Source organism: Streptomyces sp. NPDC021225, from assembly GCF_044332865.1.
Classification (GTDB): domain Bacteria; phylum Actinomycetota; class Actinomycetes; order Streptomycetales; family Streptomycetaceae; genus Streptomyces.
On record NZ_JBIRPV010000002.1, the window covers coordinates 202,975 to 218,984 of the forward strand.

The 16,010-nt window shown below is 72.6% G+C and carries 11 protein-coding genes and 1 pseudogene; 10 read left to right on the forward strand and 2 right to left on the reverse strand.

Annotation, left to right across the window (positions count from 1 at the left end; all coding sequences use genetic code 11):
- Nucleotides 1-20 precede the first annotated feature (20 nt).
- Nucleotides 21-2,159, reverse strand: a complete 2,139-nt coding sequence (locus ACH4S9_RS09005) for a glycogen debranching N-terminal domain-containing protein (RefSeq protein ID WP_398370818.1) — start codon at nt 2,157-2,159, stop codon at nt 21-23.
- A gap of 138 nt (nt 2,160-2,297) precedes the next feature.
- On the opposite strand from ACH4S9_RS09005, the gene ACH4S9_RS09010 reads away from it, so the two are divergent.
- The 7 genes and pseudogenes from ACH4S9_RS09010 to ACH4S9_RS09040 all read left to right on the forward strand — a co-directional run bounded on the left by ACH4S9_RS09010 (nt 2,298) and on the right by ACH4S9_RS09040 (nt 11,681).
- On the forward strand, nt 2,298-3,422 hold the full coding sequence (locus ACH4S9_RS09010; protein ID WP_311726405.1) for a LacI family DNA-binding transcriptional regulator: 1,125 nt from the start codon (nt 2,298-2,300) through the stop codon (nt 3,420-3,422).
- A 79-nt stretch (nt 3,423-3,501) separates the two neighbouring features.
- A complete protein-coding gene (locus ACH4S9_RS09015; RefSeq protein WP_311726404.1) occupies nt 3,502-4,746 on the forward strand; it encodes an extracellular solute-binding protein in 1,245 nt (414 codons plus the stop codon).
- A 237-nt stretch (nt 4,747-4,983) separates the two neighbouring features.
- On the forward strand, nt 4,984-5,970 hold the full coding sequence (locus ACH4S9_RS09020; protein ID WP_394816797.1) for a carbohydrate ABC transporter permease: 987 nt from the start codon (nt 4,984-4,986) through the stop codon (nt 5,968-5,970).
- Entirely contained in the window at nt 5,967-6,869 is a 903-nt protein-coding gene (locus tag ACH4S9_RS09025) for a carbohydrate ABC transporter permease (RefSeq protein WP_311726402.1), read from the forward strand. Before ACH4S9_RS09020 ends, ACH4S9_RS09025 begins: the two co-directional genes overlap by 4 nt.
- 61 nt (nt 6,870-6,930) lie before the next feature.
- Entirely contained in the window at nt 6,931-9,129 is a 2,199-nt protein-coding gene (locus ACH4S9_RS09030; RefSeq protein WP_398370821.1) for a glycoside hydrolase family 9 protein, read from the forward strand.
- Between the two features lie 115 nt (nt 9,130-9,244).
- Nucleotides 9,245-9,430: pseudogene (locus ACH4S9_RS09035) on the forward strand (NAD(P)-binding domain-containing protein); the annotation flags it as partial.
- 499 nt (nt 9,431-9,929) lie between these two features.
- A complete protein-coding gene (locus ACH4S9_RS09040) occupies nt 9,930-11,681 on the forward strand; it encodes an immunity 49 family protein (protein ID WP_398370823.1) in 1,752 nt (583 codons plus the stop codon).
- Between the two features lie 14 nt (nt 11,682-11,695).
- Here the strand turns inward: ACH4S9_RS09040 and ACH4S9_RS09045 are convergent, their stop codons facing one another.
- Entirely contained in the window at nt 11,696-12,445 is a 750-nt protein-coding gene (locus ACH4S9_RS09045) for a MerR family transcriptional regulator (protein ID WP_352128090.1), read from the reverse strand.
- A 146-nt stretch (nt 12,446-12,591) separates the two neighbouring features.
- Here ACH4S9_RS09045 and ACH4S9_RS09050 point away from each other — a divergent pair, with 146 nt between their 5' ends.
- From ACH4S9_RS09050 to ACH4S9_RS09060, 3 genes are read left to right on the forward strand one after another with little or no spacing between them, the layout of a single operon-like run.
- Nucleotides 12,592-14,133 carry a flavin-containing monooxygenase gene (locus ACH4S9_RS09050; protein WP_385342657.1) on the forward strand — a complete coding sequence of 514 codons (1,542 nt, stop codon included), beginning with the start codon at nt 12,592-12,594 and terminating at the stop codon, nt 14,131-14,133.
- Entirely contained in the window at nt 14,130-15,101 is a 972-nt protein-coding gene (locus tag ACH4S9_RS09055) for an alpha/beta fold hydrolase (protein WP_398370826.1), read from the forward strand. Before ACH4S9_RS09050 ends, ACH4S9_RS09055 begins: the two co-directional genes overlap by 4 nt.
- Complete coding sequence (locus tag ACH4S9_RS09060) at nt 15,098-16,006, forward strand: SDR family oxidoreductase (protein WP_398370828.1); 909 nt, start codon at nt 15,098-15,100, stop codon at nt 16,004-16,006. Before ACH4S9_RS09055 ends, ACH4S9_RS09060 begins: the two co-directional genes overlap by 4 nt.
- Nucleotides 16,007-16,010 lie beyond the last annotated feature (4 nt).

Consider the following 16,010-nt stretch of genomic DNA (forward strand, 5'->3'; position numbering starts at 1 on the left):
GTCGGCCCTCGAGTGCCGCGTCAGGCCATGACCACCGTCAGTCCCTCCGGTGCCGCCACGCTCACCGTCCCGTCCGCCGCCACCGCGACGTCCAGCTGGTCCCCGCCGACCTGGAGCCCCGTCACCGTCAGCGGGGCGTACGTCCGGGCGAAGGTGGGGGCGACGGTGACCGTGCCGCCGGGGACGTCCGCGTCCAGGCCCAGGGACGCGCCGAGCACCGAGACCGCGGAGGCGGCCGCCCACGCCTGGGGGCGGCAGGACGCCGGGTACGGGGCGGGGTGCGGGCCCGCCTCGGCGCCGTGGCCCGCGAACAGCTCGGGCAGCCGGGCCGCGAACCCCGCCGACGCCGTCAGCAGGCCCGCCGCCAGCGGCGCGGCCGCGTCCGGGAACCCGGCCTTGACCAGGCCGTGCACGGCGATCGCGGTGTCGTGCGGCCAGATCGAACCGATGTGGTAGCCGAACGGGTTGAAGCCCACCGAGTCGCTGCTCAGCGTGCGCAGGCCGTGGCCCGAGTCGAGGTCGGGGCCGGTCAGCCGGGCCGCCAGCGCCGCGCTCTCCTCCCGGTTCAGCAGGCCCGTGCCGAGGAGGTGGCCGAAGCCCGAGGTGACGGAGTCCACCGGCCGGCCGTCGCGGTCCAGCGCGACCGCCGGGTACGGGCCCCGCTCGTCCTCCACCCAGAAGCGGTTCCGGAAGCGGGTGGCGAGCCCGTCGGCCCACTCCTCCCAACCGTCCGCGCCCGGCCGCCCGAACTCGCGCAGCAGCGCCGCTCCGCCCCGCGCGGCCTCGTGCGCGTACGCCTGCACCTCGCACAGCGCGATCGGCGCGTCGGCGAGGCGGCCGTCGCGGTGGCGGATGGAGTCGCCGGAGTCCTTCCAGCCCTGGTTGGCCAGGCCGCGCCCGGTCCGGTCGACGTACTTGAGGAAGCCGTCGCCGCCCGCCTCCGCCTGCTCGCGCAGCCACCCGAGCGCCGACTCGGCGTGCGGCAGCAGCTGTTCCACCTGCTCCGGGGCCATGCCCCAGCGCCAGGCGTCGTGGAGCAGGGTGAGCCACAGGGGCGTGGCGTCCACCGTGCCGTAGTAGACCGGCGGGAGGGAGAACGTCTCCGCGAAGTTCTGGGTGCCGCGCCGCACTTCGTGCAGGATCTTGCCCGGCTGCTCCTCCGTGGTCGGGTCGACCACCCCGCCCTGGCGGCGGGCGAGGGTGCGCAGGGTGCCGGCCGCGAGGTCGGTGCCGAGCGGGAGCAGCATGCGGGCGGCCCAGAGCGAGTCGCGGCCGAAGAGGGTCAGGAACCAGGGGGCGCCCGCGGCCAGGAACTGATCCACGCCGCCCACCCCGACCCTGAGCCCTTCGTCGGACTGCGGGTCCACCAGGCGCAGCCGGTCCGCGTCGGCGACCGACTGGTCCAGCCACTGGTCGAAGCGGCGGTCCGCGCTGCGCAGGGTCGGGGTGCGCCACGGCACGGAGTCCGCGGGGCCCGCGGGGAACTGGTCGCCGTCCGCGTACCCCGCCGTGCAGCGCAGGGTCACCGTCCACGAGGTGCCGGGGTCCAGTTCGACGTCGTACGACAGCCGGCCCTCGGACGCGTCCAGCGCGTCCGGCGCGGGCTCGCTGACCAGGCGTACGGCGAACTCGTCGCGGGACCAGGCGAGACCTGCGGCGCCTTCGGCCTGCGCCGGTACCTCGTCCACGGTGTGGCCCGACTTCACCCGCTCCATCAGGGCGAGGTCGGTGGCGGCCGTGATCGTCAGCCGGAAGCCGACCCGCTGGGTGCCCGCGTTGCTGACCTCGAAGTTCTCCTCCAGCCGGCCGGACGCGAGGGTCCGGCGGCGCTCCAGGGCGACCGCCGGGTCGGGCGTCACCTCGCCGAGCCCCCGCAGGATCGCCCGGAAGTCCGCCCGGTCGGCCCCCCTGAGCCCGCCGACGACCGGGGCCAGCGGGATGGACCCGGTGGTGACGGTCAGCCGGGACAGCGCCCTGCTGTCGCCGTGGTAGAAGCCGTCCGCACCCCCGTCGAGCTGCCCGTCCGCACGCGAGATCGCAAAGCTCGGCGCGTACAGCGTGACAACCGCGTCGTGCAGGAACGGCTGTAGGTCCTGGGCCACGGAGGTGGGGGCCGTGACCGAGCTGTTGGTGTCCTGGGCCTTGACAGTGGTGTCCAAAAGAGTAGAACCTCTCAACGTTTGATCGTTCCAAAGACAGTAACGACCTCTTCAGAGGACTGACAATGCCTTTGGAACGCTCAAATCAAGCTTGTGAGAATCTGCTAGGACCCCAGGACCTCGTACGTCGGAGGCCGTATGCCCCGCTCCACCAGCAGTCCCTCGTCGAAGGGCGGCCCGGTGACCCTTGCCATGGTCGCCCGCAGGGCCGGAGTCTCGACGCAGACGGTGTCCAACGCGATCAACTCGCCGGACCTGCTGCGCGCCGAGACCCTGGAGCGGGTCCGCCAGGCGATCGACGAGATGGGCTACCGCCCGAGCCGCGCCGCGCAGACGCTGCGCACGCGCTCCAGCAAGCTCATCGGCTACGGCATCCAGCCCACCCCGCCCGGGGTCACGGCCCCGGTCATGGACCGTTTTCTGCACGCCCTGTCCGAGGCCGCCGACGAGGCCGGCTACCGGATGCTGCTGTTCGCCAGCGCGCCCGGCGGCCCGAGCCTGGCGGGGTACGAGGAGCTGCTCGACCAGTACGACGTCGACGGCTTCGTGCTCAGCGACACCGGCCGCCAGGACCCGCGCCAGGCGTGGCTCGCCAAGCGGGGCGTGCCGTTCGTCGGCTTCGGCCGGATGTGGTCGGGGCGGCAGATCGGCGACTGGGTCGACGTCGACGGCGCCTCGGGCACGGACGCCGCCGTGCAGCACCTGATCGCCCTCGGGCACCGCAGGATCGCCTTCCTGGGCTGGCCGCGCGGCTCCGGCGTCGGTGACGACCGTGCCGACGGCTGGCGGCGGGCCATGCGCTGGCACGGGCTGCCGACGCGCGGTCTGCGCGCGCAGAGCCTGGGGGACATCGAGGCGGCCAGGATCGCCGTGAAGCCCTTACTGGACGCGGGTGCCACGGCCGTGGTCGCGGCCAGCGACGTCCTGGCGCTCGGCTGCTACCACGCGCTGCGTGACCGGGGCGCCGTCCCGGGCCGGGATGTCGCGGTGGTCGGCTTCGACGACTCGCCGACCGCCGGGATCCTCTCGCCCTCCCTGGCCACGGTCGCCCAGCCGCTGGAGGCGGTCGGGCGGGAGTGCGTACGGCTGCTGCTGGCGCGGATAGCCGCCCCGGCCGGGCCGCCGGAGCGCGTCCTGCTGGAGCCGTCCCTCGTCGTCCGCGACAGCGCCTCCAGGCCCGGCCCGGAGGCGCCGGGTCCGGAGGAGCCGGGCCCCGACACGACAAGTCCCGACGCGCCGGGCCCCGACACCGCGGCGCTCTGACGCGTCGCGCCCCCAAACCTCACCCTCTCCTCCACCCCCCATAGAGCCGCCCGTACCATCCCGAATCCACGGAGGAATCATGGTCCCCCGCACGGCCGCCGCCGCCCTCGTCACCTGCGCGGCACTCCTGGCAGCCACCGGCTGTTCGTCGAGTTTCAGCGACGACAAGGAGACGAAGCAGGACACCAGCGCCAAGCAGAACCTCAAGGTGTTGATCGCCACCTCGGGTGACGCCGAGACCAAGGCAGTCAAGGACGCTGCGGCCGCGTACGAGAAGCAGTCCGGCAACAAGGTCACCGTAGAGACCGCCAAGGACATGAACCAGCAGCTGGCCCAGGGCTTCGCCGGGCACAAGGCGCCGGACGTCTTCTACGTCAACTCCGACATGTTCGCCAACTACGCCAAGGCCGGCTCCCTGTACGCCTACGGCGACAAGATCAAGGACAAGGACGACTTCGCCGAGCAGCTGCGCGCCTCCTTCTCCTACGACGGCAAGCTGGTGTGTCTGCCGAAGGACACCTCCACCCTCGCCCTCGCCATCAACACCGACCTGTGGAAGAAGGCCGGGCTGACCGAGAAGGACTACCCGACCTCCTGGGAGGAGCTGCGGAAGGTCGCGGGCAAGCTGACCGGGGACGGCGTCACCGGCCTGGTCACCAGCGACGAGTACCAGCGGCTCGGCGTCTTCATGAAGCAGGCGGGCGGCTGGATAACCGACGCCGGGCAGACCAAGATGACCGCCGACGGCGCGAAGAACGCCGAGGGGCTCGGCTTTGTGAAGTCCCTGCTGAAGTCCGGCTCGATGAAGTACGCCAAGCAGGTCGACACCAGCTGGGGCGGCGAGGCCCTCGGCAAGGGCAAGGCCGCCATGACCATCGAGGGCAACTGGCTGACCGGCGCCATGAAGCTCGACTACCCGGACGTCAAGTACAAGGTGGTCGAGCTGCCCGCGGGCCCGGCCGGGAAGGGCACGCTGGCCTTCAGCAACTGCTGGGGCGTGGCCGCCGAGAGCGCCCACCGGTCGGCCGCGGTGGACCTGGTGAAGTACCTGAGCTCCGGTGAGCAGCAGCTGAAGTTCGCCGAGGGCTTCGGCGTGATGCCCTCGCGCACCAGCGCCCTCGCCGAGTACGCGAAGCAGGAGCCGGACTCCAAGGCCTGGGTCGACGCCAACGCCTACGCGCAGGGCCCGGTGACCATCGCCGGATTCGACAAGGTGCTCAGCCAGTTCAACACCGAACTCCAGTCGCTGCCCACCACCGACCCGAAGAAGATCCTCGCCGACCTCCAGCGCAACGGCGAACAGGCCCTCGCGAAGGGCAACTGAGCCGTCATGCCGTTCCGCACCACCCCCCGCACGGCGCGCCGCACCTCCGGCGGCGCGTCGACCGGCCCCCGCCCGGCCCCCGCGGCCGGCGGCGGGGGTCCCCGTACGGCCGGTTCGCCGGGCGCGCCTGACGCGCCCGGCGGGTCCGGCCCCGCGTCGGCGCCCCGCACCCCAAACACCCCGTCCGCGGGGCGCCGCCGCGGCGAAGGCGCCTGGGGCTGGCTGTTCGTCAGCCCCATGGTGCTGATCCTCGGCCTGTTCCTGGTGCTGCCGATCCTGATGGCCGCGTGGGTCTCGCTGCTCGACTGGAACGGTCAGTCCAACCCGTTCAGCGGGCAGGCGAAGTTCGTCGGCCTGGACAACTACCGGGCGCTGCTCACCGAGGACGGCCTCGACCGCACCCTGTTCGCGACCTCGCTGCGCAACAACGTCTACTACGTGGCGCTGACCGTGCCGCTCCAGACGGGGCTGGCGCTGGTGCTGGCGCTGATCGTCAACCAGAAGCTGCTGCGCGCGCGGGGCGCCCTGCGCACCACGTTCTTCTTCCCGTCGGTCACCAGCTCGATCGCGGTCTCCACCGTCTTTCTCTTCCTCTTCCAGGGCAGCGGGGCGGTCAACACGCTGCTGTCCTGGATCGGGGTGAAGGGCCCGAACTGGTTCTCCGACTCGCGCGGGGTGCTCTCGCTGCTGCTCGGCGCCCTGGGGATCGTCGACCCCGAGCACGCCACGGGTGTGCTGGCCGACCACTCCTTCATGGGTCTTTCCTGGTACGAGTGGCTGTCCGGGCCGTCCGTCGCGATGTGCACGATCATCCTGCTCGCCGTGTGGACGACCTCCGGCACCTTCATGCTGATCTTCCTCGCGGCCCTCCAGGACATCCCGCGCGAGCTGGAGGAGGCGGCCGCCATCGAGGGCGTGAACCGCCGCCAGATGCTGCGCTATGTCACGCTGCCCGCGCTGCGGCCGGTGTTCTTCCTCGTCCTCACCCTGGGCACGATCTCCACCTGGCAGGTCTTCGACCAGGTGTATGTGATGGGCCAGGGCGCCCCGGGCAACACCACGCTGACGCCGGCCTTCCTGTCGTACTCGGCCGCCTTCGACGGCTCCGACTTCGGGCAGGGCGCGGCCATCGCCTTCATCCTGCTCGCGCTGATCCTGTGCATCACCGCCCTCCAGCGCTGGGCGCTGCGGGAGCGCGGCCCCCGCCCCGGGAGGAATCGATGAACGCCAAGTCCGCGGCCGCCCGGGCGCAGGCGCGCCCGGTGCTCGGCCGGTTCCCGCTGCCGCTGCGGGTGCTGGGGTACTCGCTGGTGGTGGGGGTCGGGCTGCTGTATCTGCTGCCGTTCGTACTCCAGCTGGTGACCGGGTTCAAGACGGACCCGGACGCGGCGGCGAACCCCCTCGGGCTGGTGCCCACCACCCCGACGACCGCCGCCTACCAGCGGCTGTTCGGGCTGAGCCAGGCGGCCGGGGACGGGGTGCCGTTCCTGCGCTGGCTGGGCAACTCGGCCTTCGTCGCGGTCGTGGTCACCGCCGGGCGGGTGCTGTTCGACTCGATGGCGGGGTACGCGCTGGCGCGGCTGCGCTTCCGGGGCCGTTCGCTGCTGTTCGGCTTTGTCCTCGCGGTGATGGCGGTGCCCGGAGTGGCGCTGCTGATCCCGAAGTTCCTGGTGCTGAACACCTTCGGGCTGTTCGACTCCTACACCGGCATGATCCTTCCGCTGATGGTGGACGCGGCCGGGATCTTCATCATGAAGCAGTTCTTCGAGTCGATCCCCCGGGAGGTCGAGGAGGCCGCGCGGGTGGACGGCGCCGGGGTGATCCGGACGTTCTGGTCGGTGGTGCTGCCGATGGCCCGGCCCGCGCTGATCACCCTGACGATCCTGTCCTTCCAGGGCTCGTGGAACGAGTTCACGCACTTCCTGGTGTCCACTCAGTCCGGCCAGTACGAGACGCTGACGACCGGGCTCGCGCGGTTCATCTCCGGCGGCCTCGGCGGCGGTACGCAGTACCCGCTGAAGCTGGCGGCGGCCCTGCTGGCGACGCTGCCGGTGGCGGCGCTGTTCTTCTGCTTCCAGCGCTACTTCGTACAGGGGGCGAACTCGGGGGCGGTCAAGGAATAGCGCGCGGACTTCGGGGGCTGCCTGAGTGGCATACGCGGTGAATGCCGCGCACGCTGGAAATATGGCACAGGATCCACGGGAAAAGGTTTTCAACGGGGATTTCAGTGAAGGCACCAGCGGCTGGTTCACCGTGCAGGCGGCCCCCGTTTCCGTCGCGGGCGGGAAACTGTGCGTCGACGTACCGGGAGGCACCCGGCTCCCGGCCGACGTCATCGTGGGGCAGAGCGACATCTGGCTGCAACAGGGCAGGTCGTACACCTTCTCGTGCACCGCTTCGGCGAATCCGCCGTCGGCGGTGACGGCCCGGGTCCAGCTCGACCAGGCCCCGAATTACCCCAACACGTTCTCGCAGGACATCGCCCTCGGTCCGGAACAGCCGTACACGTTCACCTTCACGTCCTCCCTCGACACCGACCGTGGCCAGGTCCTCTTCCTGCTCGGCGGAGATCCCGCGCCGTCGGTGTGCTGCGTGGGCGGGGTGTCCCTCATAGGGGGCGACCCGGTGCCCCGCTATGTGCCGGACACCGGCCCGAGGGTGCGGGTCAACCAGGTCGGCTATCTGCCGTTCGGACCGAAACACGCGACCGTCGTGACGGACGCGCCCGCACCGATTCCCTGGCAGGTGAACGACAGCGCCGGGGCCACCGTCGCGTCCGGCACCACGACGCCGGCCGGGACGGACACCTCCTCCGGGCAGCAGACGCACACGCTGGACTTCAGCGCGGTGACGCAGTCCGGCACCGGGTACACGCTGGGCGTCGACGGGCAGACCAGCTACCCGTTCGACATCACCGCCACCGCCTATGACCAGTTGCACTCCGACGCCCTGCGCTTCTTCTACGTCCAGCGCAGCGGCATCCCCATCACCGACGCGCTGGCGCCCGGATACGCGCGCCCGGCCGGACACATCGGCGTCACCCCCAACCAGGGCGACACCAGCGTGCCCTGCCAGCCGGGTGTCGGCGACTATCAGCTGGACGTGAGCGGCGGCTGGTACGACGCCGGGGACGAGGGCAAGTACGTCGTCAACGGCGGCATCGCCACCTACCAGCTCCTCAGCCTGTACGAGCGGACGCTGACCGTGCCCCGGGGGCGCCTGGGGCCGCCGGGCGACGGCGACCTGCACATTCCCGAGAGCGGCAACGGCGTACCCGACATCCTCGACGAGGCGCGCTGGGAGCTTGAGTTCCTGCTGCGCATGCAGGTCCCCGCCGGGGCGCCCCTCGCGGGGATGGCCCACCACAAAGTGCACGACGACAACTGGACCGGGCTGCCGATGCCTCCGGACCAGGACCCGCAGCCACGCCATCTGCACCCGCCGTCCACGGCGGCGACGCTCAACCTGGCCGCGACCGCCGCGCAGGGCGCCCGGCTGTACGCGCCCTTCGACCAGGCCTTCGCCCAGCGCTGCCTGACCGCCGCCCGTACCGCCTGGGCCGCCGCGCAGGCGCACCAGAACCTCTACGCCAGCAAGGCCGACGCGACCGGGGGCGGCCCGTACGACGACACGGATGTCACCGACGAGTTCTACTGGGCGGCCGCCGAACTGTTCATCACCACCGGCGAGCAGCCGTTCCTCGACGCGCTGCGGGCCTCGCCCTATGCGACCGGTGATCCGTTCCCGCCGTCCGGGTTCGGCTGGCAGCAGGTCGCCGCGCTCGGCCGGCTCGACCTGGCGACCGTGCAAAGCCAACTGCCGGACGCCGACCGGAACGCCGCCCGCGCCTCGGTGGTGGCCGCCGCCGACCGGTACCTCCAGACGGCGCAGGGCCAGGCATACGGCGTGCCGCTCGCGGACAGCGAGTTCGTCTGGGGCTCCAACAGCATGGTGCTCGACAAGCTCGCCGTCATCGCGACCGCCTTCGACCTGACCGGCGACCAGCGCTACCGCGACGGCGTACTGGAAGGGCTGGACTACATCCTCGGCCGCAACGCCCTCAACGAGTCCTATGTGACCGGATACGGCCGGCACAACTCCCACAACCAGCACAGCCGCCTCTACAGCCACGAGCTCGATCCGACGCTGCCGGAACCCCCGGCCGGTGCGATCGCCGGCGGCGCGAACGTGAACCTTGAGGATCCGAAGGCGAGCAGGGTGCTGATCGACCGCACGGTCGATCCGCCCCAGCGGCCCGCGCCGCAGTTCTGCTACCTCGACGACATCCAGTCGTGGTCGACCAACGAGGTCGCCATCAACTGGAACGCGGCGCTGTCGTGGGTCGTCTCGTTCGCGGCCGACGACCAGAGCGTCGGCGCGTAGGCCCTACGCGATACACACCGGGCGGTGTGCGTCGGCCTCCCTAAAGTCCCCGTCGTCACCACGGTTTCTCACGACGGGAGAACTCATGCGCATCGGCATTCTGGGCACGGGCGGGATGGCCACGACGCTGGGCGGGGCGTGGGTACGCGCCGGACACGACGTCCTGATCGGCGGGCGCGACCGCGCGGCGGCCGCGGCGACCGCCGCGCGGACCGGCGCCTCCGGGCACGGCACGCTCGCCGACGCGGCGGCGCACGGCGAGGCCGTCCTGGCGGCGGTCCCGGCGGAGGTGGCGCCCGAGCTGGTCAAGGGGCTCGCGGACACCCTCGCCGACCGCACGGTGATCGACTGCTCGAACCCCCTGGTCCCGACCGACGACGGCCTGACGCTGTCCACCGGCGGCACGACCTCCATCGCCCGGCGGATGGCGGACGCCGCGCCCGGCGCCCATGTGGTCAAGGCGTTCAACCTCTGCCACGACAGCATCTGGACCCTGCCCCGTCCGGCGTTCGAGGGCGCCCCGCTGGCCGTCCCGTTCTGCGGCGACGACCCCGCCGCCCTCGACCGGACCGCCGAACTCATCACCTCCATGGGCTGCGCCCCCATCCCCTGCGGCGGGCTCGCCCGCGCGGTGTACATCGAGGCGGCGGCGGCCTTCGCGATCGGCGCGTGGCTGTCGGGCGCGGAGCCCCGGTTCGCGTTCCCGGTGCCCATGGCGGCGCCGGACGCGCCCGCCTCATAGGCCGCGAGCGCCCCCGCGTAGGCTGCTGCGCCGAGACTGGTGAACGGGGAGCGGAGCAGTGCGGATAGAGCGGCACCAGGTGGGCGAGGCGGCGGTTTCGGCGGCCCGTGACGACTTCGCCAACAGGATCGGTTCGACGGTCCACTCCATGTCGAAGGCCGGCCCGATCGCCACCTACGAGTGGCAGCTGATCTCGGAGGAGTTCCTCGACTACCTGGGGGCGCTCTCCGTCGAGACGCCCGACCTCGACACCCCGGAGGCCAAGGCCGTCCTCGACGACGCCACCGAGGCCGCCGCCGGTGCCGTGGCGTACGCCGCGTACTACCCGACCAACGACTTCCAGGTCTTCCTCAACTACGCGAACTTCGGGATCAACTACGACCGCGGGGCGGAGGGGGATCCGGAGTCCGTGACCCCGGGGGAGTGGCTCGACGCCTTCTGCCTGGCGGTCCTCTCCGACAAGGCCTCCTGGCACGGCGAGGCGTTCCACTTCGCCCGCAAGCCGTTCGAGAAGGACGGGGCCGGGCGGCCCGCCGTCGAGCTCATCCGCGGCTTCATGGCGTATGTCATCGGGGACACGGGGGACGACGACGCGGACTACCCGCCGTCCAGGGAACAGAAGCTCGCCGCGCTGGACGCCGCGCTGGCCCGGATACAGGCCCTCGACGCCGCGCCCGGTGAGGGCGGCCTCCTCGACCGGCCGCAGACCATCGGGCTGCACGCGCTGCGCGCCCTGACCACCGGCGACCGGGACTCCTTCCGCACCGCGCTGGCCAACCTGCTGCTCCCGCACAGCGCCATCCCCGGCCCCGGCGCCAGGCCCCGCACCCTGCTGCCGCTCCTTCCGCTGGCCCTGGCCGCGCTCGCCTACCGCCGCGAGGGCTGGCAGCCGCCCCTCGACACCGGATATCTGCCGCGGGCGCTGGTGACCGGGTTCGAGACCGCGGGGCCACGCGTCCAGGCGTACGGGCGCGTCCGGCGCCCGGACGCGGTCGCCGCGCTGGCCGCCGGGCCGGTGGTGGTCGAACGGCCCGAAGCCCCCCGCGAGATGCACCCGGAGAGCGAGGCCCTGTTCGAGCAGTACACCAGGGAGGCCCTGACGTCGGAGGACGGAAAGCCGCTCTCCGCCTGGGACCTGTCGGATGCCGTGCGCTACCAGGACCTCCTCTTCAAGGCCCGCGCCTCGCTCACCGCCGACGTCACGGACCAGCAGCTGCACAACCTGCGCCTCGCCGCGGAACTGGGCGCGGCGCTGTTCCGTACCACGCTCGCCGAGCCCGGTACGGACGTCGAGGTGACGATCGGCGGCAGCACGCTCAACTACCCCGCCTACCACGGTGATCAGGCCGGGCCCGGCGCCTGGCACACCGCCCTGAACTTCGCCCTGATCGGCGGCCGGCGCGAGGACATCGCCGCGCTCGTCCTCAGCGGCTCCGCCCGCCTGGAGGGCGACGGCTCCGCCTTCGCCTCGTACCGCCGGGCGCTCCACGACTATCTGCGGGGCGTGGACCCCGAACCCGCCATGGACCGCGCCCTGGAGGATTGCGAGAAGGCCGTGACCTGGGGGTTCTTCCCGCCGCCCGCCGTTCTTCTCTCCCAGCTCGTCGAGGGCGACGAGGAGAGCTTCAACCTCGCTCTCATCGACGCCCTCGAAGCCCACCGCGACCACTACCGGGTCGCCGACCGCGCGGGCGACTCCGACGCCGTGATCAACCTCGACATCCTGGCCCTGGCCTGCCACGCCCGCCGCCGGGGCTGGAACATCCGGGTCAGTTCCGCCTACCTGCCGCCGCGCCTGCTCGCGGGCTGAAGCCGGCGATACCGTCACTCCGATGTCTCGGCCCAGGCCGCGAGTTCGGCGCGGATGCGGCGGTCCATGGCCATCGACAGCTCCGCGTCCACCACGCCCTTGGCGATCGGCCGCAGCTGCTCAACCGTTTCGCCAATGCGCGATGTGGGCTCGGCCAGGACCGTGGTGCGCAGGAGGGCCGCGAAGATCTCGGCGATCGCGTCCACATGACGGCGCATCTCACGGGCCGCTTCCAGGACGGCGTCGAGCGGGACGCCCCGGTCGACCAGCTCGCTGGAGGTGTCCAGGAGACGGCGGCTGACGTGGACCAACTGGTCGCCGTCGACCGCGAGATAGCCGAGGTCGAGGGAGGCGGCGAGGTTTTCCGCGGTCACCTGGCCCTTGAAGTAGTCGGCCAGGGCTTCGGGCGCCAGCCGGACCGGTGTCTCCTGTGACCAGGCCGGGACGGAGACGGGGGCCGGGTGCAGGCCGAGGAGGTCGGCGACGTCGCGGCGGCCGCTCTCGAAGGCGGCGAAGAGTTCGGCGATACCGCCGAGGGTGTGGCCGCGCTCCAGCAGCGCCCCGATCGTCCGGAGCCGGGCGAGATGGTGGTCGTCGTACCAGGCTATGCGGCCCTCGCGGCGCGGCGGCGGGAGGAGCTTGCGCTCCCGGTAGAAGCGCAGGGTGCGCACGGTGATCCCGGCCTTCTCGGCCAGCTCCGCGACGCGGTATTCGCGGATCTCCTCCGGGCCGTCCGGAGCCTGGGGTGCTTCGCTCGTCGCCACGTCAGCACCCTATGCCCGCACCCGGGAGGGCGAACCGCCGGTAACTTCCCTTCGCCCGGCCCCTACCGCCCGGTAGCCCGCTGTCCTACGCTCAAACCGTGCCAGTAATCGCTGGCGCGGTTCCGAGTGTTGCGGGAGGCGGCCCCATGACCGGTGCTGAAGTGACGCGGGAACACGTACGGGTGGCGGTGATCGGGGCCGGATTCGGCGGGCTGGGGGCGGCCGTGCGGCTGCGCCGGGCGGGGATCACCGACGTCGTCGTCCTGGAGCGGGCCGGGGCGGTCGGGGGCACCTGGCGGGACAACACCTATCCGGGCTGCGCCTGTGACGTACCGTCCCATCTGTACTCCTTCTCCTTCGCGCCCAACCCCGAGTGGCCGCGCAACTTCTCCGGGCAGCCGCATATCCGGGCCTATCTGGAGCGGGTCACCGACACGTTCGGGCTGCGGCCGCACCTGCGCTTCGACGCCGAGGTGCGGGCCATGCGCTGGGACCCGCGCGCGCTGCACTGGGAGATCGACACCGCGGCCGGTCCGCTGACCGCCGATGTCGTGGTCAGCGCCACCGGACCGCTGTCGGACCCGAAGATCCCGGACATCCCCGGCCTGGCCGGCTTCCCCGGCGAGGTCTTCCACTCCTCGCGCTGGGACCACGGCTACGACCTGCGCGGCAAGCGCGTCGCGGTGATCGGCACCGGCGCCTCGGCCGTCCAGATCGTGCCCGCCATCCACCGCGAGGTGGACCGGCTCACCCTCTTCCAGCGCACCCCGGCCTGGGTGCTGCCGCGCATGGACCGCCGTATCTCGGCCGCCGAGCACTGGCTGCACACCAAGGTCCCGGCGACCCGCGCGCTGCGGCGGGCGGTGCTGTGGGGGGTGCGGGAGCTACAGACCGGCTCGTTCACCCGGTGGCCCGACTCGCTGCGGCTGGTGGAGCGGGTCGCCCTCGGCCATATGCGGCGGGCCATCGGAGACCCAGCCCTGCGGGCCCGGCTGACGCCCGACTACCGCATCGGCTGCAAGCGCATCCTGCTGTCCAGCGAGTACTACCCGGCCCTCGCCCAGCCCCATGTCGATGTCGTCGCCGGGCTGAAGGAGGTGCGCGGCGCCACGCTCGTCGCCGCCGACGGCACCAAGGCCGAGGCCGACGCGATCATCTTCGGGACGGGCTTCCAGGTGACCGACATGCCGATCGCGCACCGGGTGACCGGGGCGTACGGGACGACGCTCGCGGAGGAGTGGCGGGACGGCATGGAGGCGCTGCGCGGCACCAGCGCGGCGGGCTTCCCCAACCTCCTGACGATCATCGGGCCCAACACCGGGGTCGGGACCACCTCGATGATCCTCATCATCGAGGCCCAGCTTGCGTATCTGGTCGACTTCATGCGGCAGTTGGACGTGCTGGGCGGCGCCGCGGGCCGAAAGGTGGCGCTGGACGCCCGGCCCTCGGCGGTGCGGGCGTGGACCGACCGGGTGCAGGAGCGGCTGAGCCGTACGGTGTGGAACGTGGGCGGCTGCGACAGCTGGTACTTGCAGAACGGGCGCAATACGACCGTGTGGCCCGGGTCGACGTCGGAGTTCCGCTGGGTGACGCGGAAGGTGGACGCCACGGAGTACCGGGTGCTGCGACCGGAGCGGGGCGCCGACCCGGACGTGGTGGGCGCGGGCGCGGGGCGGGGGGAGCGGTGAGCCGCCGTCCGGCGCGGCTCGCCGCGGGGCCGTACGCGCCGCCCGTCGCCGTGAGCGAACTGTCCGTCATCTCCGCCGACGGCTCCCGCCTCCACGCAGAGCTGCACGGGCCCGAGGGCGCCCCCGCCGTGGTGCTGGCGCACGGCTGGACATGCTCGACCGCCTTCTGGGCGCCGATCGTCCGCGAACTGGCCGCCGACCACCGCGTCGTGCTGTACGACCAGCGCGGCCACGGCCGCAGCCCCGCCGCCGGCCCCGGCGGCTACAGCACCCACGCGCTCGCCGACGACCTCGCGGCGGTGCTCCAGCAGACCCTCGTGCCCGGGGAACGGGCCGTCGTGGTGGGCCACTCCATGGGCGGCATGACGCTCATGGCGGCCGCCGACCGGCCGCAGCTGCGCGAGCGCGCGGCGGCCGTGCTGCTGTGCAACACCGGCTCCTCGCGGCTGATCGAGCGGGGCCGCGTCGTACCGCTGCGCGGGGAGCGCCTGCGGGTGCGGGTGCAGCGCGCGCTGCTGTGCTCGAGGGCGCCGCTCGGGCCGGTGACGCCGCTCTCCAGACGCCTGCTGAAGTACGTGACGATGGGCCCGGAGGCGGGCCCCGCCGTGGTGGACGCGTGCGCGAGCATCGTGCACGACTGCCCGCGGGCGGTGCGGGCCGCGTGGGCGCGGGTCATCGGCGACCTCGACCTCGACGCGGAGGTCGGCCGGCTGGCCGTCCCCACCGCCGTCCTCGCCGGCACGGCCGACCGGCTGACCCCCCTGGAGCACGCCCGGGCGCTGGCCGACCGGCTCCCCCGGTGCGTCGGCGTGACCGAGCTGGACGGGCTCGGGCACATGGCGCCGGTGGAGGATCCGGCGGCGGTGAGCGGGGTGATCCGCGGGCTGGTGGCGACCTACGGAGCCGTGGGCGGGGCGAGGGCGGCGGTTCCCGAGAGCGGACGAGTACGAGGAGCGGAGGAGTCATGAGCGGTCTGCGCGGAAGTCTGGAGGGCCGGGTCGCCGTGGTGACCGGGGCGGCCCGGGGCGTGGGGGAGTTGCTGGCCCGGAAGCTGTCGGCGCGGGGCGCCAGGGTGGCGCTGGTGGGGCTTGAGCCCGAGGGGCTGCGGCGGGTGGCGGAGGGGCTGCTGACGGACGCCGCCTCCTGGCACGCCGATGTCAGCGACCACGAGGCGATGGCCCGGGTGGCCGGGGAGGTCGCGACGCGCTTCGGGCGGGTGGACATCGTCGTGGCCAACGCCGGTGTGGCCCAGGGCGGTCCGTTCCTCGACACCGACGAGACGGCCTGGCGGCGGGTCATCGAGGTCAATCTGCTGGGCAGCGTCACCACGGCCCGCGCGTTCCTGCCCGCGCTCGTCGCGAGCCGCGGCTATCTGCTCCAGATCTCCTCGCTCGCCGCGCTCTCACCGGCGCCGATGATGACCGCGTACTGCGCGTCCAAGTCCGGGGTCGAGGCGTTCGCGCACTGTCTGCGTGCTGAGGTGGGCCATCGCGGCGTACGGGTCGGGGTGGCCTATCTCAGCTGGACCGACACGGACATGGTGCGCGGCGCCGACCAGGACGACGTGGCGCGGGAGCTGCGGCGGCGGCTGCCCTGGCCCGCGAACCGCACCAATCCGCTCGGCCCGGCCGTGGACCGGCTGGTGGACGGGATCGAGCGGCGCTCGGCGCATGTGTACGGACAGTGGTGGCTGCGCGGCATGCAGTCCGTACGGGGTGTGCTGCCTGCGCTGGTCGGGACCGTCGGCCCGCGCGAGATGCGCCGCGTCGAGCCCCGGCTCGCGGCGACGCGCGGGCTGCGGGGCGGGCTGGTGGGCGCGGGAGGCGAGGCGGACGAGAAGGCGCGGGCGGAGGGCGACCGGCGGAAACCGTGACGCC